At 70.2% G+C, this 18,179-nt stretch carries 12 protein-coding genes and 1 CRISPR repeat array; of the genes, 10 read left to right on the forward strand and 2 right to left on the reverse strand.

Going from position 1 to position 18,179, the window contains the following annotated elements; genetic code table 11:
- Positions 1 to 552: 552 nt before the first annotated feature.
- Both AC07GB_RS10065 and AC07GB_RS10070 read right to left on the reverse strand, forming a co-directional pair.
- Positions 553 to 1,536, reverse strand: coding sequence for a LuxR C-terminal-related transcriptional regulator (locus tag AC07GB_RS10065; RefSeq protein WP_478843469.1), 984 nt, complete (start codon positions 1,534 to 1,536; stop codon positions 553 to 555).
- Positions 1,537 to 2,070: 534 nt separating this feature from the next.
- The gene (locus AC07GB_RS10070) at positions 2,071 to 2,685 is read right to left on the reverse strand and encodes a flavin reductase family protein (RefSeq protein ID WP_478843471.1); all 615 of its coding nucleotides are present in this window, start codon (positions 2,683 to 2,685) and stop codon (positions 2,071 to 2,073) included.
- Between the two features lie 322 nt (positions 2,686 to 3,007).
- On the opposite strand from AC07GB_RS10070, the gene AC07GB_RS10075 reads away from it, so the two are divergent.
- The 10 genes from AC07GB_RS10075 (at position 3,008) to cas2e (ending at position 17,579) form a co-directional block, all read left to right on the forward strand.
- Positions 3,008 to 4,234 carry a sensor histidine kinase gene (locus AC07GB_RS10075; protein ID WP_478843473.1) on the forward strand — a complete coding sequence of 409 codons (1,227 nt, stop codon included), beginning with the start codon at positions 3,008 to 3,010 and terminating at the stop codon, positions 4,232 to 4,234.
- 80 nt (positions 4,235 to 4,314) lie between these two features.
- Positions 4,315 to 5,013: a response regulator gene (locus AC07GB_RS10080; protein WP_478843475.1), complete on the forward strand. Its 699-nt coding sequence runs from the start codon at positions 4,315 to 4,317 to the stop codon at positions 5,011 to 5,013.
- Between the two features lie 138 nt (positions 5,014 to 5,151).
- The gene (locus AC07GB_RS10085) at positions 5,152 to 5,643 is read left to right on the forward strand and encodes a hypothetical protein (RefSeq protein WP_478843477.1); all 492 of its coding nucleotides are present in this window, start codon (positions 5,152 to 5,154) and stop codon (positions 5,641 to 5,643) included.
- Between the two features lie 801 nt (positions 5,644 to 6,444).
- A CRISPR array of direct repeats spans positions 6,445 to 7,022; the repeat unit is 29 nt; unit sequence GCGGTCCCCGCGCGTGCGGGGGTGGTCCC.
- 856 nt (positions 7,023 to 7,878) lie between these two features.
- Positions 7,879 to 12,642 carry a type I-E CRISPR-associated protein Cse1/CasA gene (gene casA, locus AC07GB_RS10090; RefSeq protein WP_478843479.1) on the forward strand — a complete coding sequence of 1,588 codons (4,764 nt, stop codon included), beginning with the start codon at positions 7,879 to 7,881 and terminating at the stop codon, positions 12,640 to 12,642.
- Positions 12,639 to 13,457 carry a type I-E CRISPR-associated protein Cse2/CasB gene (casB, locus tag AC07GB_RS10095; protein ID WP_478843481.1) on the forward strand — a complete coding sequence of 273 codons (819 nt, stop codon included), beginning with the start codon at positions 12,639 to 12,641 and terminating at the stop codon, positions 13,455 to 13,457. Before casA ends, casB begins: the two co-directional genes overlap by 4 nt.
- 94 nt (positions 13,458 to 13,551) lie before the next feature.
- Positions 13,552 to 14,751, forward strand: coding sequence for a type I-E CRISPR-associated protein Cas7/Cse4/CasC (cas7e, locus tag AC07GB_RS10100; RefSeq protein WP_478843483.1), 1,200 nt, complete (start codon positions 13,552 to 13,554; stop codon positions 14,749 to 14,751).
- The gene (gene cas5e / locus AC07GB_RS10105) at positions 14,748 to 15,491 is read left to right on the forward strand and encodes a type I-E CRISPR-associated protein Cas5/CasD (RefSeq protein WP_478843485.1); all 744 of its coding nucleotides are present in this window, start codon (positions 14,748 to 14,750) and stop codon (positions 15,489 to 15,491) included. The genes cas7e and cas5e overlap by 4 nt, the downstream gene beginning before the upstream one ends.
- Positions 15,491 to 16,249, forward strand: a complete 759-nt coding sequence (gene cas6e / locus AC07GB_RS10110) for a type I-E CRISPR-associated protein Cas6/Cse3/CasE (RefSeq protein ID WP_478843487.1) — start codon at positions 15,491 to 15,493, stop codon at positions 16,247 to 16,249. The genes cas5e and cas6e overlap by 1 nt, the downstream gene beginning before the upstream one ends.
- On the forward strand, positions 16,246 to 17,220 hold the full coding sequence (gene cas1e, locus AC07GB_RS10115; protein ID WP_478843489.1) for a type I-E CRISPR-associated endonuclease Cas1e: 975 nt from the start codon (positions 16,246 to 16,248) through the stop codon (positions 17,218 to 17,220). Before cas6e ends, cas1e begins: the two co-directional genes overlap by 4 nt.
- On the forward strand, positions 17,217 to 17,579 hold the full coding sequence (cas2e, locus tag AC07GB_RS10120; protein ID WP_478843490.1) for a type I-E CRISPR-associated endoribonuclease Cas2e: 363 nt from the start codon (positions 17,217 to 17,219) through the stop codon (positions 17,577 to 17,579). Before cas1e ends, cas2e begins: the two co-directional genes overlap by 4 nt.
- Positions 17,580 to 18,179 lie beyond the last annotated feature (600 nt).

Consider the following 18,179-nt stretch of genomic DNA (forward strand, 5'->3'; position numbering starts at 1 on the left):
GGACACGAAAATGGATCGCCGGATCGGCAGGGCCGCAGCTGGCGCGGCGCCGACCATAAAGCACTCACCAGTGAGGACTTTACAACACTCGACCCAAAGGCAATAACCAAGAAGTATAAATCATTCACATGGTGTTCGCGTGGGTCGCGGGCCGCGGAACTCGCGTGCGCCGCCCTACGCGCAGATTACCCCGGCGCAGTGACTTCGGAAGCACAACAGGTACTGCTCCGACATGTCTGCGAAACGAGGAATGAAGAGATGAACGCGGCCCCCTTGGTGTTCAGTGAACAACTCCGCGATTGCACTGTTGCAACGGCCCATAGTGTCTGACAGAACACCCGGCGGCTCCACCCCGTAGCCCGCTCATCAAGCTGCACTTCCACTTGAGGAAGCTCTCCCGACCCCCGCCCGACCTGGGCACACGGCTGCCCCGGGGCAGGGCGGCCGGCCGGTGCGGCGGTGCGGGCCAGGCCCCGGGGCAGCGCGTGGCCGCGCGGCGCCCGGCCGTGTTGCGCAAGGCCGGGCGCCGCAACGGCGTCCTTGGGTCGCGCGTTACACGTCCTCTTCCAGGTTCGCCTCCTTCACCAGGTAGCCGAACTGGAAGCGGCTCGTCGCGCCGAACATCTGCATGACCTGACCAATGTGTTTACGACAGGTGCGGACCGATACGCCAAGCCGTCGGGCGATGGCTTCGTCCTTGGCCCCGGAGATCAGCATCTTGACGATCTCCTTCTTCATGTCGCCGCCGATGACATCGATTTCCGCGCGCCGGGTGTCGAACTCCTTCGCGGTCGCCCAGACATGCTCGAAACAGGAGTGGAGGAAGTCGATGAGCGAGCGCTCCTGCACGACGACGGCGCCGCCGTCATCGCCGCTCGCCGGGATGTACGCGGCAGTGCGGTCGAAGATGACTATCTTGCCGAAGAGCGCGCCCGCCGTACGGATCTCGGCACCGGATTCGATCAGCTTCCCCGCGTGCTCGCGGGTCGGTGTGTCGAACCGGGCGGCGTGCTGGTACAGAACTCGCAGCCGCACCCCCCGCTTGAGCATCTGGAAGTCCCGGGTCTGCGCCTCGACCAGTTCATCGGCGGGCCAGCCGCTGCCGGGCTGCATGCAGACGACTTCCTGGGAACTGTTCGCCGCCGCTTCCGAGAGGAGCAATCTGACCGTCTCGGGGACTTTCACAATGTCGAACGAGTTTGTATATTGGCTGCCGAACTTGCTCGACCGGAAAAGGAGCGAGAGCCGCGCCAGATCGTTCCTGAGCTGGCCCACCGCCAGTTTTCGTTCGAGCAGATCCAGCTCGCCCTGATTCAGGAGCTGCGAGGAGGCGATGCCCGGGTCCGTCGGGACGAACCAGGCATCCCGGTCCCGGGACGGCTGAATGAGCTGGAGCTCCAGGAGCTTGGCGACGATCTCCTCGCTCTCGGCGGGACGGAAGCCCAGCTCGTGCGTGACGTCGTCGACGGCGAAGCCGTCCCTGTCTAAACTCCATTCATAAACTTCAAAAACCCCAGCAACCGGCTTGGGAAACAAAGGCGCTCCAAGTTCACTTAGTATCCCCTCCAATTCCCCCCGGACGGGATGATCTGCCTGAGCGGTGTTCGATGTTTCTACCAATACGCCAATGTATAGGACTCACCCCCGATGAGCCAGGCACCCCTTGGCCGTGGTTGCTGCCGTTGGTCTGGTTTATTCGCTTCTCCGCCTCGATGGGCGACATGAGGGAAGAAAAACCGTTTCTGCAATGCTCTCCCGTGTGCGTCACGGGGACCGGGTCCTTCGCCAAGGCACGGGCGGGCGCGCCGAACGCAAGCTTCCGCCTTCCCGCTCACACCTCGCTGAACTGGGGAAAGGCGGGCCGTTCGCGGCTCCCGGGGGCCGGGCCCTGACGGCAGGGGCTTCCTCGCCCGCCGCCGGCGGCCGCACCGGCCTCCGCCATGACGGAGTTATCCGGACCTATGAATTCCGGGGATCCGCATTTGTCAGAAGTCCAGAATCTGGACAGCGCATGCCCCGCCCGGTTCCAAGAGCGGACCCGCGGTACGGGACGCGGGGGGCCTGCGCCCCTTATCCGTGCGCGTATCCGTACGCGTATCCCCGCGCGTATCCATACGCGCCCGCGGCCGCCGCCGGTACGCGCGTACTGCCACCGGTCGCCTGCCGGGGCAGCGTGGCCGCCGCGGCGAGCGGTTCGGCGGCCTCGCGGAGCGACCCGAACTTCCCGCGGTGGAACACCAGCGGAGCAGGCTCGTCCGGGTTTACCCGCAGCGCGGTCACCCTGGCGACGATGATGACGTGATCCCCCGCCTCGTGCTCGACCTCGATGGCGCACGACATCCAGGCGACGGCATCGCTCAATTCAGGGCCGACGGCCGAATCGGTCCACGGAACACCGGCGAACCGGTCGATGTCCTTGATCGAGAACTGGCGGCACAGTTCTCCCTGGCCGCTGCCGAGGATATTGACGCAGAACCCGCCGCTCCGCCGGAGGTCGACGAGGGTCGCCGACGCGTGCCCGGCACAGATCATGACCAACGGCGGATTCAAGGAGACCGACATGAAGGAATTGCACGCCATTCCCACCGGCTCGCCGAACTCCCCGGTGGTGGTGATGACCGTGACCCCGGTCGGCAGATAGCCGAGGGTCCGCCGAAACTCCGTCGCGTCGAACGGGGCAACCATAACCGACTCCTCGACTAGCCGACTCCTCGATATATCGAAAGTATATGGAGCCCCCGGATTCCCATGTTGGGACGAGTCACCAAGGCAGCCCCCCGGTTTTGGCCCCGGAGCACAGCCACGCCGGAGGCACCCACGGGCCTCGCGCGCCGGGCTGCGCCTACTTCGCCGACGGGCCGCGGCTCTTCGGCTATGGGCGCAGACGCTCTGTGTGCCGGTGGTGGCGTGCGCGCGGGCATCCGGGCCCACCGCGTCCGCCGTCAGTTGACGGCAGGTCAACCGTACGACTGACGACAGGAGTCGGGCGCGGGCCTACCATCCCCCGATGCAGGTGAGATCAGTGCGGTCCGTGCCCGTTCAGCGGATCGTCTACGCCGCGCTCGCCGCCGGGGTCGCGGTGAGCGGCAGCGTCGCGGGGCACGTGTACCACCCGGAGGGGTGGGAGCCGTTCGACGCGTGGGCGTACCTGCTCACCGTCCTGGTCGCCCTGCCCCTGGCGTGGTGCCGCTCGGCCCCCGCGGTGGCCCTCGTCGTCTCCTGCGCGGCGTACACCGGATATCTCGCGCTCGGCTACCAGCCGTCCCTGAACTGGTGGGCGCCGATGATCGCCCTGGTGAGCGTGGCCGCGACCCGCGCGCCCCGCGTGTCACTCGCCTCAGCCGCGCTGACCGGCGCGGTGATCCTCTACAACGGGGTGTGCGGGCGCCTCCCCGCGATCCTCGTCCTCGCCCAGGGGGTCCTCATCCCGGCGATCGCCCTGGCCTTCGGGCACGCGATGCGCCTCGTCACGGAGCGCAATCGCGAACTGCGGCGGCTGAGCGCCCAGTTGGCGAACGAGCAGGCCGCGCACGCGCGCAACGCCGTCCTCGGCGAGCGGGTCCGCATCGCCCGCGAACTGCACGACGTCGTCGCCCACCACCTGTCGGCGATCTCCGTGCAGGCCGGCCTGGCCGCGTACGTCTTCCACTCCGACGGCGCGACGGCGCGGTCGGCCCTGTCCGCCGTGGCGGACTCCAGCCGGGAGGCACTGGACGAGCTGCGGCGCCTGTTGTCGATGCTGCGCGTGGACGACGTCTGTGACGAGCAGGGGGGCGGCGCGCCGCGGCACGCCCCGCCCGGCCTCGCCCGGGTCGGCGAGCTGGCCGAACGGCTCCAGGCGGCCAACGTCCGCGTCACCGTCCGGACTCAAGGCACCGCCCGCAAGCTCGCCTTGGGCCCGGACCTGTGCGCGTACCGCGTCGTCCAGGAGGCCCTGACCAACGTGGTCAAGCACGCCGCGCCCACCAGCGCGTACGTGCACATCAGCTATGAGCAGGACCAGGTGACGGTCGTCGTACGCGACGACGGAAGGACGTCCGGTGACGGCCACGAACCGGCCATTTCGGCGCCGGAGAGCGGGTACGGCTTGATCGGCATGCAGGAGCGGGCGAACCTCTGTGGGGGTTCGCTGTCCGCCGGGCCGCGGCGCGCAGGGGGGTACGAAGTGCGGCTCACCCTGCCGACCAGCGCCGCGCCGCCGGCACCTGGCGCACCGGACGGCGGGGAACCATGAGCCGGACGGCGGGGAACCACGCGCCGGACGGCGGGGAACCACGCGCCGGACGGCGGGGAACCATAAGGGGGAGTTCGTACATGACCAGTGTTCTCGTTGTCGACGATCAGGACCTGATCCGGGCGGGGGTGGCCGCGCTGGTGCGCGCCACGCCCGGATTCACGTCCGTCACGGAGGCCGCGGACGGCGAGGAGGCCGTCCGCCTGGCCGAGCGGCACCGGCCCGACGTCGTCCTCATGGACGTCCGCCTGCCCGGGATCAGCGGCCTCACCGCTGCGGAGCGCATCCTCGCCCTGGACCTCGCCCCGCCACCGCGCGTCGTCGTCCTCACCACGTTCGACGTGGACGAGTACGTGTACGACGCGCTGCGCATCGGCGCCTGCGGCTACCTCCTCAAGGACACCCCGCCGCAGCGGCTGCTCGGCGCCATCGCCACCATCGCCGGGGGCGACGCGCTGTTCGCGCCGACGGTCCTGCGCCGCCTCATCGAGGCGTACACGCCACGTCCGGGCGGCGCGCTGCGCAGGCCCGAGCAGCTGGCCGAACTGACCGCGCGGGAACTCGACGTGCTCACCCTGGTGGCGCGCGGCCTCACCAACGACGAGATCGCCGGCCGGCTCTTCCTCAGCGAGGGCACGGTGAAGACGCATCTGCACCGGGTCATGTCCAAGCTGGACCTCAAGAGCCGCGCCCAGGCCGTGGTCGTCGCCTACGAGAGCGGGCTCGTGGTGCCGGGCTCCGCGTCGGGCCCGCCCGGCCGCCCGTCGCCTGACCGCTGAGCTGCGACCCTGGTTTACCCCCGGTGCACGCTCGGTTGACGAGCAACATCTAACGAGCGCATGACGCGCACCATGCCGCCCGCCGCCTAGGTTCTCGTCTCGACCGCACAACCGGCAAGCGAAAGAGGGGGAATCACCGTGCGCACATCACACGCGTTGACGGGCCTTGCCATGGGGGCCACGCTCGCACTCGGAGGCGCGGCCGTGACGGCCCAGGCGGCCACGGGCACCGAGAGCCGCGGCGCGGCCGTGGCCGTGTCGGACCCGGGCACGACCTACCAGAGCGGCGGATGGTGCCACTACAGCAACTGGGGCGGCAGCTTCTACTGCAACAGCCAGGTCAAGCACAAGCTGCCCAACGGCCAGTGGCAGGTCTTCGTCATCGGCACGAACAAGCAGGCCTACACGAAGTGGGGCTCCGGCAGCGGCACGAGCGGCTGGACCTCCCTCGGGGGACAGTGCACCCAGCCCGGCAACGGCTCGATCGACATGGCCTGGGTCAACGGCTGGAACTTCGCCATCACTTGTAAGGGGACGGACGGGAGGGCCTGGTACAAGGAGCGCTTCAACGGGGGCAGCACGGGGGGTGCCCCCGGACACTGGAGCAACTGGCGCCTGAACAAGTACTGAGGCCTGGCAGCGCGGCTTCCACCGGGCCTAGCACCCCGCCCGGCACACGGAACCCCAAGGCTCCGGCCTCCACGAAATCAGGAACCCGGAAGCCGCATCCCTGCCGCCCGCGGTAGCCACCACACCACCGCGGCGCCTCCCTCCCAGCACACCGCAGTGAACCTGCCAGCGAGCCCGGCCGCCACGAGGCGACCGGGCTCGCGCTGCGGGGCGCCGCGCTCGCTCCCGAGGGGTAGGGGGATGCTCCTGCCGACGACATATCGGCGCGGGCGAACCCGGGCGGGAGCCACGAAGAGCCGCTCGCGCCGGCATGCTCCCCTCCCCGGCCGTGCCCCCGGCCCGCAAAGCCAACCCGACGGCCCGAAACGGCAACAGCCCCGGCCGGATCGAGTGTGCCTCGCCGCGTGGCAGGCCACTCCTCACCTGCGCCGCGCCGCAGGGCGGGACTCGAACCTAAACCGGTGACGCACCAAGTCCCGTCGATGGCCGCCCAAGGAGGGTGCCGTGCGCCGTAGCACGCCGCTGCACACATACGACGCGCTGGCGACGAACACCCTCCGACGGGGGACCACCTCCGCCCCAGGGGCACCATTCAGCTCTATCGACAACACCCAACCAAGCCTCCCGCCGATGCGTCTGTACAGTCGCGGCTTCCACGTGGGTTCGCCGCGAGGCTGCTGCGATTGGAGAGAGATTTTGCGGCACATTGCAGGGATTCAGGCAGATGAAGATGTAATGCCGATATCTCAAGAAGCAAGCAAAAACCCACTGCCGACCACATAGACCCGCAGGCCACGGCCTGCGGTCCCCGCGCGTGCGGGGGTGGTCCCACCAGCTCTGCGGTAAGCGAGGCGACCACCGCGCGGTCCCCGCGCGTGCGGGGGTGGTCCCCCATCTCTGAACCTCCCGGTCGTGCCGTGAGGGCGGTCCCCGCGCGTGCGGGGGTGGTCCCGCGCCCTCGAAGCCCTCGGACTGGTCGACTCGGCGGTCCCCGCGCGTGCGGGGGTGGTCCCGCCGCGGCGGTGGGGCCGGAGCGCTGCCGAGCGCGGTCCCCGCGCGTGCGGGGGTGGTCCCGGCCGATGATCCCGAAGCTGAACGCGGCGGGGGCGGTCCCCGCGCGTGCGGGGGTGGTCCCGGTGAGGACCAGCCGACCATTACGCCTGTCTCGCGGTCCCCGCGCGTGCGGGGGTGGTCCCGTAGAGCGCTGGTTCATGGACTCCAGGCGGCCGCGGTCCCCGCGCGTGCGGGGGTGGTCCCGCGTGGATCCACCGCCGCCGCGGAGGCGGACGGCGGTCCCCGCGCGTGGGGGGGTGGTCCCGAGCCGTCGGCGTAGGGCAGGATCGCCCTGGCGTGGTCCCCGCGCGTGCGGGGGTGGCCCCTGGGACGCTCAGTTGGCAACGTGCTCCCCGCCTATGCGGGGTTACGCCTGACCGAGGCGGCTGTCACCCTGCGACGGGCTGGCGCATCCGTGAACTCCATGAGCCGGCGCCCGACCCCCGCCGACGAGCAGAAGGTGCCCACCGGCGCTGCGCCAGGCAGCCAACAGCTCACCCCGGCAACGGAAATCCCACTGTCGCGCTCGCGCCCCCTCGAAGCAGCTCGCGCGCCGAGCACGGCAGAGGTGGGCGGGGTGAGCCGGGGCTGCCGACTGCGCTTCCCAGTTTGAACTGGGAAGCTCATTTTGCTGGAGAGATCAATCAACAGAACTCATGACGCAGCACCCTACGAACGCTACGCTCAACTCCGCACCCATCACACGGACTTGGCCCCAACAGACCAGACCCCCTGACCGCAGCTCGTCGGATCGAGAGGCCAGGGGGTCCGGAAGGCCGCAGGAGCCGAGCTCCGACGACACGACAGGATGGTATATCCGTGGACGATCGAAGTGCGCCCGCATCCCCGTCCGAGCCTCCGTTACCAGCTCAAGCTCAACCCGCCGCGCACGCCCTGCTCATGGCACTGATCGCGGTATGCCCCTCGACACCCTCCCCGTACGCACCCTGGGTGTGGGGCGCCGTGATCGTGATCGTCGTACTGGTCTATGCGGGCGTGTTCCGCCCGCGCTCGGCCTGACGGTCACGGCGGGACACCCTGGTGCCGGCCCGTGCGTCGGCGCCAGGGGTTCCCCGGGCCCGCACCGGGTCCCGTCATGCCCGTATAACACCTTGCCGAGCCCGATCAGCGCGTTTCTCGTAGTCGCGCACTCAGGACATAGCAGGCATGTTCCCTGAATCCATGACCCCAGACATCCCGGACACCCCAGTGCCCTTCGCCGCATTGTCTCCGGCCGCCCGCCAGGTGTGGGCTAAGCACGAGCGCTCGTCGGTCACTTCACTGCCCCTGTGGCGGCACCTGGCGGACAGCGCTGCCACAGCCGGGCGGTTGTGGGAGCACTGGGTGCCTCCGAGGGTCGTGGAGTTGGTGGCCGCGGCGCTGCCCGGCGCGGAGGACGACGCCCTTCGGCTGGTCCGCTTCCTGGGGGCCGCCCACGACGTCGGAAAGGCGACACCCGCCTTCGCCTGTCAAGTCGAGCCGCTGGCGGGCCTCATGCGGGACGCCGGGCTCGACATGCTTCTCCTCAAGGAGTACGGGCAGGACAGGCGACTCGCACCGCACGGACTCGCCGGGCAGCTGCTGCTGCAGGAGTGGCTGTCCGAGCGGTTCAGGCTGGGCAATCGGGTAGCAGGGCAGTTCGCTGTGGTGGCAGGCGGGCACCACGGGGTTCCCCCCGATCACCAGCAGATCCATGACCTTCAGCTACGGCCGCATCTGTTGCGGCATCCCGGTGCCAGTGAGGCGGCGTGGCGCCGCGTTCAATACGAACTGATGGACGCCTGCGCCGAGTTGGCAGGTGTGACCGAGCGGCTTCCGGAGTGGCGCGATGTGCGGTTGCCTCAGCCCGCGCAGGTGGCGCTGACCGCCGTGGTGATCCTCGCCGACTGGATCGCCAGCTCACCGGAGCTCTTTCCGTACGACCCCGACTCGTGGCGCCCGGAAGGCCCTGTCGGTGAGCGGCGGCGGTTCCGGGCAGCGTGGGAGGGGCTCGCGCTGCCCGGGCCGTGGGCACCCGAGGATCCACCTGGCTCGCCCGCGGAGTTGTTCACGCGGCGGTTTCCCCAGCTGTCCGGGGCGGAGATCCGGCCCGTGCAGAGCGCCGCCGTTCAAATGGCCCGGACGATGCCGACGCCCGGCCTGGTGGTGATCGAGGCCCCGATGGGTGAAGGGAAGACGGAGGCGGCGCTCGCGGCGGCGGAGATCCTCGCCGCTCGCGCGGGAGCGGGCGGCGTCCTGGTCGCCCTGCCGACACGCGCCACGAGCGATGCCATGTTCTCCCGGGTGACAGCATGGCTGAGCCGCCTTCCAGAGGCCGAGGGGGCAAAGACGCCGCGGTCTGTGGTCCTCGCGCATGCCAAGGCCGCACTCAACAACGAATGGGCCGGCCTGCTCGCCCAAGGGCAGCGGACCATCGCCGCCGTGGACCTCGACGGCGAGGAGTCCATGGCGCCGGCCGCGCACCGACCAGCCGGGCTGCACGCACATCAGTGGCTGCGCGGGCGGAAGAAGCAGCTCCTCGCCTCCTTCGCGGTGACGACCATCGACCAGGTGCTGTTCGCGGGGCTGAAGAGCCGACACCTGGCGCTGCGGCACCTCGCGGTCGCGGGGAAGGTCGTCATCATCGACGAGGTGCACGCGTACGACGCCTACATGGGACGGTACTTGGACCGCGTGCTCGAGTGGCTGGCGGCCTACCGCGTCCCGGTCGTCCTGCTTTCGGCGACGCTTCCCGCGGCTCGCAGGAAGGCACTCATCGCCGCCTATTCCGGTGGGAATGACGACGGGAGCCGCGTCTCCGACACGGCGTACCCACTCCTCACGGCGGCCGCTCCCGGGCACACGGCAATCACCGCGACGCCTCCTGCCGCCTCAGGCCGCCGTACCGACGTACGGATCGAACGCATCGACGACGACCTCGCCGTCCTCGCCGATCGCTTGGAGAACGAACTGGCCGCCGGTGGTTGCGCCTTGGTCGTCCGCAACACCGTCGACCGAGTGCTGGAAGCAGCTGACGCGCTGCGGGCCCGGCTCGGGGCGGACGCCGTGACCGTGGCGCACTCGCGGTTCCTGGCCGCGGACCGCGCCGCCAAGGACGCGACCATGCTGCGGATGTTCGGGCCGGACGGCGCAGATCGGCCACACCGGCACGTCGTAGTGGCCAGCCAAGTTCTCGAACAGTCACTCGATGTCGACTTCGACTTCCTCGTCACGGACGCGGCGCCGGTGGACCTGGTGCTACAGCGCATGGGGCGGCTGCATCGGCATGTGAGGCCGCGGCCTGCGCGCCTGGCCCGGCCGCGTTGCCTGATCACGGGTGTGGACTGGGGAGCCGAGCCGCCCCAGCCCGTTCCCGGGACGCTGGCCGTCTACCGGAGCGCGTACACGCTGTTGCGTACCCTGGCCGTGCTCGGCCCCTTCATGGACGGCGAGGCCTTGGTGCTTCCCGACGGGATCAGCCCACTCGTCCAGGCCGTGTACGGCGACGAGCCGGTCGGCCCCGCATCCTGGGCCGACCCGATGGCCGAGGCACGGGTCGAGCACGACCGCTTGCTCGGGCAGAAGCGGGAACGGGCCGGGAGCTTCCTGCTCAGTCCGGTACAGCGGCCGGGGAGGCCGGTGTACGGCTGGCTGAACGCGCACGCCGGCGACGCGGACGACGGCCCTGCCGGGCGCGCCCAAGTCCGCGACACCGAAGAGACGCTGGAGGTGCTGGTCGTACAGCAGCAAGCCGACAGGCGACTCACGACCGTCCCGTGGCTGGACGACGGGGCGGAGGACGGGCGCGGCGGGCTTGAGCTGCCCGTCGACTTCCCACCGTCGCGCCGCGCGGCCGAGGCGGTGGCGGCGAGCGCCCTCACGCTCCCCGGACGCTTCAGCACTCGGTGGATGGTCGACCGGACCATCGGTGAGCTGGAGCGCTTCCTGATTCCCGCTTGGCAGGTCAAGGAGTGCCCCTGGCTCGCCGGCGAGCTGATTCTCGTCCTGGACTCCGATTGTCAGACCCGTCTGGCAGGCTTCCTTCTCACCTACAGCCGGACCGACGGGCTGCGGGTGACGGCTCCCGGCATGCCCGCGGAGGGTTTTGCTGGTCCAGAAGGAACGGCAGTGGAAGCGGCAGAGAAGGGAAGCCCAAGTGAGCACGGTGTCAGGGGACTTGTCGAAACGCGGGGCACCCCCGACGTCCCTCCCCCTGCTGGCGGACGTGCGCAGGAGTCGGAGGCCGCGATGAGCGTACGGGCCGCCGAACCCCCCTCCTTCGACCTGGTGTCCTCGCCGTGGCTCCCCGTCCAGCGTGCCGACGGCACGGTGGACGAGGTCTCTTTGCTCGGTCTCTTCGAAGAGGCTCACCACCTGCGGCGGCTCGTGGGCGACATCCCCACGCAGGAGCTGGCCCTGCTGAGGCTGCTGCTCGCCATCCTGTACGACGCGCTGGAGGGGCCCGCCGAGCTGGAGGCGTGGGAGGACCTCTGGCTCGCGGACGACCCGTTCTCCGCTGTCGCGGCTTACCTGAAGCGTCATCGCGACCGCTTCGACCTCTTCCACCCCGACGACCCGTTCTACCAGGTCGCGGAGCTCCGCACGGCCAAGGACGAGCTGGCCCCGCTCAGCCGCATCGTCGCGGATGTCCCCGTGGGGGAGCCTTTCTTCGCCATGCGGCGCCCGGGAGTCGATCAGTTGTCGTACGCGGAGGCGGCGCGCTGGCTCGTGCACGCCCATGCCTACGACACCTCGGGGATCAAGTCCGCCATGGTCGGCGACACGCGCGCAAAGGCGGGAAAGGTCTATCCACTGGGTGTGGGCTCCTTGGGAGACCTCGGCGGGATCTTCGCCGAGGGCGACACGCTGCGGGAAACGCTGCTGCTCAACCTGATCGCCTTCGAGGAGGCGTACCAACGGCACGCGGTACCGAGCGCGGACGATGACCGGCCCGTGTGGCGGCGCCCGCGGGTCGGGGCCGAGGAACGTGATGATGCCTCCGGCGGCCCCCGGGGCCTGCGGGACCTGTACACCTGGCAGAGCCGCAGGGTCCGGCTGCACGCGCGAGGCGGTGTCGTCACCGGCGTGGTCCTCGGCTACGGCGACCGGCTCGCCATGTCCTCCCCCTGGACGCTGGAGCCGATGTCCAGCTGGCGCCGCAGCCCCACCCAGGAGAAGAAGCAGAAACGCCCGCTGGTCTACATGCCCCAACGGCACGACCCCAGCAAGGCTGCCTGGCGGGGGCTCGCCTCCCTGCTGCCCGCCCGGCAGCAGGCGTCGGACGTGGCCAGGCGCGGAGAGGCCGCGGTGACCTTGCGCTCCGGCATCACCGACTGGATCACCCAAGTGATCACCAATGGGGAAATCCTCCCCAGCAAACTGGTGCGGCTGCGGCTGATCGGTGCCAAGTACGGGACCCAGCAGTCCGTGATCGACGAGATCGCCGACGACTCCGTCGTCTTGCCCGTCATCACCCTCCACGAGAAGGACCCGGTCTACGGCGCCGCCGCCCTGGACGCCGTCAGCGAAGCCGATCTGGCCGTGACCGCGCTCGGGCAGCTCGCCGCGAACCTCGCCCGCGCTGCGGGCGCCGCCCCCACCGCGCCCGACGACACCGCGCGTGACCTCGGATTCGGGACGCTCGACGGCCCGTACCGAGCGTGGCTGAAGGACCTGCTCACCTTTCCCGATCTGCACACGGCTCGGCAGGAGTGGCGGGCCACAGTGCGGCGGCACATGACGAGGCTCGGCACGCAGCTCCTCCGTTCCGCAGGACCCGCCGCCGACGAGGGGCGCCTCGTGGACATCCCGAAGCTCGGGGTGCGGCTGCTGGACACGGGCCGCGCCGAGAGCTGGTTCCGCGCCCGGCTCGACAAGGTCCTCGGGCCACCCGCTGCCGGAACGCCGGCGCCGCGCTTCCCCGAATCCCGGGCCGCCACTGACATCCGTACGGAGGTAACACCGTGACCTCAGCCAGCAACGGCACCACACGTTCCCTCGCCGGGCAAGCGGCTGCGGAGACCGTCGGGCGGCTGCAGGCCGGGTACCGACGCGACCTCGCGTCCTCGGTCGCGGCAGTGGCCAGGCTGCGCCGCGAGGTCGGGCGGGATCCCCACAGTTCGCCCACCAGTTGGGGTCTCGATGATCTGGAGGCGTTGACGAGGCTCCGCGAGCAGGCGGCGCGGGAGCGAGAGGCCAGCACGCCGGAGCCGTTGTCGTATCCGGAAAAGATGTGGCGTGAAGAGCGGGAGGCCCGCGAGGACCGCGCGGTCCACTTGGCTGTGACGCTGTGGGCTCTGCACCAGCAGTCGCTGCGCGAGGAGGCGATGCACGTCCCCCGCTGGGCTCTGGGCCGTGCCACGCGGCGCCTGGCCGAGGGCAAGGCAGGCACGAAGGACCGTGACGGCGAAAAGAGCCCGGGCCCAGGCGATGCCCAGGATGAGACAGAGCGGCCCAGGATGGTCCCGGACACGGAACTCAACCCTGCCGTGCGCAAGCGTTTCGTACGCATCGGCAGCTCGACCGACTTCGAGACACTGGCCGTCCGCCTCCGCGAGATGGTGCTGCTGCTGCGCTCCGCCCGCATCCCCCTGGACTACGGCCTCCTCGCCGACCACATCGACCGCTGGCAGCAGCCGAGGTTCCAAGCCGACGTGAGGCGGGAGTGGGGGCGGGGCTTCCACCGCGTGTACGACCCGTCGGTGACGGCCGAGGACGCGCGGCATGCGCCCGACTCCCCAGCCGAGGGCTTGGACCTGACAGCCGCGGACGCGGGCGAATAGCCCCCCACGCGGAGCCGCACCACAGTACGCACCTGGCCACCTACCTGCGCGCGGGCCGAACGCCGCGGGCCGATCCGAGAAGAACGGAACCACCGTGACCCGGACCATCCTCGACATCCACATCCTGCAGACCGTCCCGCCGAGCAACATCAACCGTGACGACACCGGGATGCCCAAGTCAGCGATCTTCGGCGGAGTACGGCGTGCCCGCGTCTCCAGCCAGGCGTGGAAGAGCGCCACGCGGAAGGCGTTCAACGGCTTCCTGCCCGCCGACGCACTCGGCGTCCGGACGAAGAGGGTCGCCCAGGCCCTGGCCGAGCGGATCACCGCCAAGGACGCCTCTCTGAAGGAGTCGGCGCCACAACTGGCCGCCGTGGCCCTCGAAGCGGCCACTGGCTCCAAGATCGAGCCGCCGAAGCGCAAGCTGAAGAGCGGTGAGGGCGAGACCGCCGCACCCGAAGCCCCGTATCTGATGTTCCTGGGCAGAGCGCAGCTGGACGCCCTCGCCGAGTTCGTGGTCGAGGGCAGCGGGCCCCACGGCGATGTGAAGGTGCTCAAGGAGCACCTCAAAACCAAGGAGAACAAGGCGAGGGCCAAGCAGGCCGTGGACACCCGGCACTCGGTGGACATCGCGTTGTTCGGACGGATGGTCGCGGACTCCGCGGACCTCAGGGTGGAGGCGGCAGTCCAGGTGGCGCACGCCATTGGCGTGCACAAGTCGGAGGTCGAATCCGACTACTACACAGCGGTCGACGACCTGAGCCCGGACGACGAGTCCGGCGCCGGGATGATCGGAACCGTCGACTTCAACTCCGCCACGCTCTACCGCTACGCCGCCGTCGACGTGGACGAGTTGCAGCGCAACCTCGGGGCCGGGCTCAAGGAAGGGGAACCGCCGAGCGCTCCGGTGGAGAAGGCCGTCAGCGCGTTCTTGGAGGCGTTCATCACCTCCCTGCCCACCGGAAAGATCAACACCTTCGGCAACCACACCCTGCCCGCCGCCGTCATCGTCAAGCTCCGCGACCGCCGCCCGGTCAGCTTCGTCGGGGCCTTCGAGGAGCCCGTGCCGCAAGGGGACGGCGGCGGTTTCCTGCGCGGGAGCTGCTCCCGCCTCGCCGAGTACGTACCAGAATTGGAGCGCCAGTACGGCATCGCCTCCGACAAACACAGCTGGGTGTTCCGCGTCGGTCAGGACACACAGGCGCTGGCGCCGCTCGGCGCAGGTGTCACGCTGGAGGTCCTGCTGCGGGATGTGACAGCGGCGGTGGCGCGGCGGGTGGGGTCCTGGGCATGACGGTGCTGCTGCTGCGGCTCGCCGGCCCCTTGCAGTCCTGGGGGGCGGCTGCCCGCTTCGCCCGCCGCAGCACCGAGAACGCGCCGACCAAGAGCGGCGTGCTCGGACTGCTCGCCGCCGCCGAGGGGCGCCCGCGCGATGCGGACCTCTCCGACCTGGTGGCGCTGCGATTCGGCGTGCGGGTCGATCAACCCGGCTCCAGACTACGGGACTTCCATACCGCCCACCATGCCGACTCGGGCAAGGCCATGCCCCTGTCCGAGCGGTTCTACCTCAGCGACGCCGTCTTCGTCGCCGGAGTCGAGGGCGACGAGGGTCTGGTGCACCGCCTGTACGAGGCGGTGCGCGCCCCGCGCTTCCTTCCTTACCTCGGCCGTCGCTCCTGCCCGCCGTCCCGCCCGCTCGACATGGGGCCGCCGCAGCAGGGCGTCACCTTGGAGGAGGCTCTGCGGGGCGCCCCCTGGCAGGCGTCCCCCTGGTATGCGCGGCAGGCGAAGCGTGGCGGGAGCCCAGCCGCTCCCGACCAGCTGGACCTGCTCGTGGACTGTCCACCTGGCGAGAACCCCCACCTGTCCTTGAGGGACTCCCCGGTGAGCTACGACCCGCGCCACCGGCAGTACGACCTGCGCGGCGTCCTGACGGGACACGTCGACGCGCCCTCCGCGCATGACCCGACCGTCGGCCTCCGCCGCCTCGACCCCACCGAGCCGGACGCTCCGCCTTCTCCGAGGACTCCCTGATGTATCTGACCCGCTTCCGCATCAACACCGGCCGCCCGCAGGCCCGTCGGCTCCTCGGGTCACCTCATCTCCTCCATGGTGCCGTCAACATGTCCTTCCCCGATCTCCCGCCGCGCGATGGCCAAGGGCCGCGTGTGCTCTGGCGGATCGACCCGGCGGCCGGCGGGCGGACCGACCTGTTCATCGTCAGCCCCGCCCGGCCCGACCTGACACATCTCGTCGAGCAAGCGGGCTGGCCCGCCCTGGAAGAGCAGGGGTGGAGCACGTTCGCGTACGGAGAGTTCCTCAGCGCCCTCGCGGTCGGCGACATCTGGGGTTTCCGTCTCACAGCGAACCCCGTCCACAACATCCGTAAACCAGAGGACGCCCCGAAGTCCCGCACGAAGCGTGCCGCGCACGTCACCCCCGCACATCAGATCAACTGGCTGCTCCAGCGCCAGGAGCGGGCCGGGTTCGAGGTGGTGCGCACCCCTGCTGCGCGCCGGCTCACCGAGCACGGCCACGAGCATGAGGTCATCGTGCGCGACCGCCTTCCCTTGCAGTTCCGCAAGCGGAGCGCGGATGACACGGGCCACCAGGGAGCCAGGAACGGAGGGAGGTCCACGAACCGGCCCGTGGAGTTCACCCGGGTCACCTTCGACGGACGGCTTCGCATCACCGACCTGGAGGCCTTCCGCCACACCCTCACCCATGGTCTGGGGAAGGCGAAGGCGTACGGCTGCGGCCTGATGACGCTCACCCCGGCCCGGGCGTCATGAGCACCGTCGGCGCCCGAGGCGCCTCCGCCCCGCGCGAACTGACCCGAGTCGGTGATCGTGTCTCCTGCATCTACCTGGAGCGGTGCACCGTCCACCGCGAGGACAACGCGATCACCGCGAGCGACGCGGACGGAGTGACACACATCCCGTCTGCCCCCATCGGCACCCTTCTTCTCGGCCCCGGCACGCGCGTGACCCATCAGGCGATGTCCGTACTCGGCGAATGCGGCGCCGGGGTCGCCTGGGTCGGCGAACGAGGCGTGCGCTTCTACGCGGGCGGACGGGCCCTGACCCGCTCCTCCAGGCTCGTCGAAGCACAGGCCACAGCATGGGCCAACCTCCGCACACGCCTCCAGGTGGCACGAGCCATGTACCACCTGCGCTTTCCCCAGGACGACCCCTCGACCCGGACGCGCCAGGACTTGCTGAACATGGAGGGCCGCCGGGTCAAGGAGTGCTACCGCCGCGAGTCGGCCCGCACGGGCGTGCCCTGGCGGCGACGCGAGTACCACCACGGCGACTTCGGCTCCGGAGACACCCCCAACCAAGCCGTCACGGCTGCCGCCCAGTGCATGTACGGCATCGCCCATGCCGTCGTGGTGGCCCTCGGCTGCTCACCCGGCCTCGGCTTCGTCCACTCCGGGCACGAGCGCTCCTTCGTCCTCGACATCGCCGACCTCTACAAGACCGAGATCGGCATCCCCGCCGCCTTCGACGCGGCAGCCCAGGGCGAAGACGACGTCGCCTCCCGCACCCGGCGCGCCCTGCGGGACCGGATCAACACGACGGGGTTGCTCGACCGTTGCGTAACGGACATCAAGCGCCTGCTCGAACCTCACAGCCGTCAGGCGCCGGACGAGACCGCAGACCAGGTGACCTTGCAGTCCGACGGCGACCGTCACATCGAGGGCGGCCGCAACTACGGTCGCTCCGCGGGAGCCGGCAGCCTCCTGGAGGAGCCGATCTGGTGACCGTCATCGTGCTGGCAAACTGCCCCGCCGGCCTCCGCGGCTTCCTCACCCGCTGGCTCCTGGAGATCTCCCCCGGCGTCTTCCTCGGTTCTCCCTCGGCCCGGGTCCGCGACACCCTGTGGGACGAAGTCCGCCAATACCGGGGCAAGGGCCGGGCCCTGCTGGCCTACCAGTCCGACAACGAACAGGGCTTCACCTTCGACACCCACGAACACACCTGGCACCCCACCGACCACGAAGGCCTCGCCCTCCTCAACCGCCCTACGCTCCCCTCGCCTTCGCCCAGCGGCCACCCCGCGACTCCCCCACAGCAAGGCTGGAGCAAGGCAGCGAAACGGCGGCGCTTCGGCGGCCGATGAGAGGAGACCACTATGCGGGCGCTCGCCCCGCCTCTACCGTTTCGAGCGCTAAGCCGGAATCCATGAAAGTACGCGGAAACAGCGCCCGCGCCGTGTGAAACCCCAGGCGGCGGCCTGTGGTCCCCGCGCGTGCGGGGGTGGTCCCAGGCCCATCACGGGCTCCTCTCGCTGGTGGTGGGTGGTCCACGCGCGTGCGGGGGTGGTCCCGATGCTCGCGCCGGTCGACACCTGCCCGGCCTGTGGTCCCCGCGCGTGCGGGGGTGGTCCCCCGCTGTTCGGTCGGCGCCGGACGAAGGACACGTAGTCCCTGCGCGTGCAGGGGTCGTCCCGTCTCAGTCCGCACGTACGCGACCGCACTTTCGTGGTCCCCGCACGTGCCTGGCCGGTCCCGAGCAGGCGGGCGGTGGGCCGGGAGGCTCTCTCGGTGGCCCCTGCATGAGGGGATGCCCTTGGGCCAGCGGAATACAAGCAGACAGCCCCCCGGCCCAAAGGGCGGGCCCAGACTCTGGTGCGGCCCCAAGCCCCCCTCCGCCAGCAGCACGGCCCCTAGACACCGTGCGCCACGGGACCCCAACGGCGCGGCCTTCATCAGCTGGTCGG

This window comes from Streptomyces sp. NPDC045778 (assembly GCF_056431945.1).

Excerpts from the sequence above, each read along its gene's own strand:
- cas5e (WP_478843485.1), top strand. The coding sequence starts at position 14,748 with ATGACGGTGCTGCTGCTGCGGCTCGCCGGCCCCTTGCAGTCCTGGGGG.
- casA (WP_478843479.1), top strand. The coding sequence starts at position 7,879 with ATGACCCCAGACATCCCGGACACCCCAGTGCCCTTCGCCGCATTGTCT.
- AC07GB_RS10070 (WP_478843471.1), bottom strand. The coding sequence starts at position 2,685 with ATGGTTGCCCCGTTCGACGCGACGGAGTTTCGGCGGACCCTCGGCTAT.
- AC07GB_RS10075 (WP_478843473.1), top strand. The coding sequence starts at position 3,008 with ATGCAGGTGAGATCAGTGCGGTCCGTGCCCGTTCAGCGGATCGTCTAC.
- AC07GB_RS10080 (WP_478843475.1), top strand. The coding sequence starts at position 4,315 with ATGACCAGTGTTCTCGTTGTCGACGATCAGGACCTGATCCGGGCGGGG.
- cas1e (WP_478843489.1), top strand. The coding sequence starts at position 16,246 with ATGAGCACCGTCGGCGCCCGAGGCGCCTCCGCCCCGCGCGAACTGACC.
- cas6e (WP_478843487.1), top strand. The coding sequence starts at position 15,491 with ATGTATCTGACCCGCTTCCGCATCAACACCGGCCGCCCGCAGGCCCGT.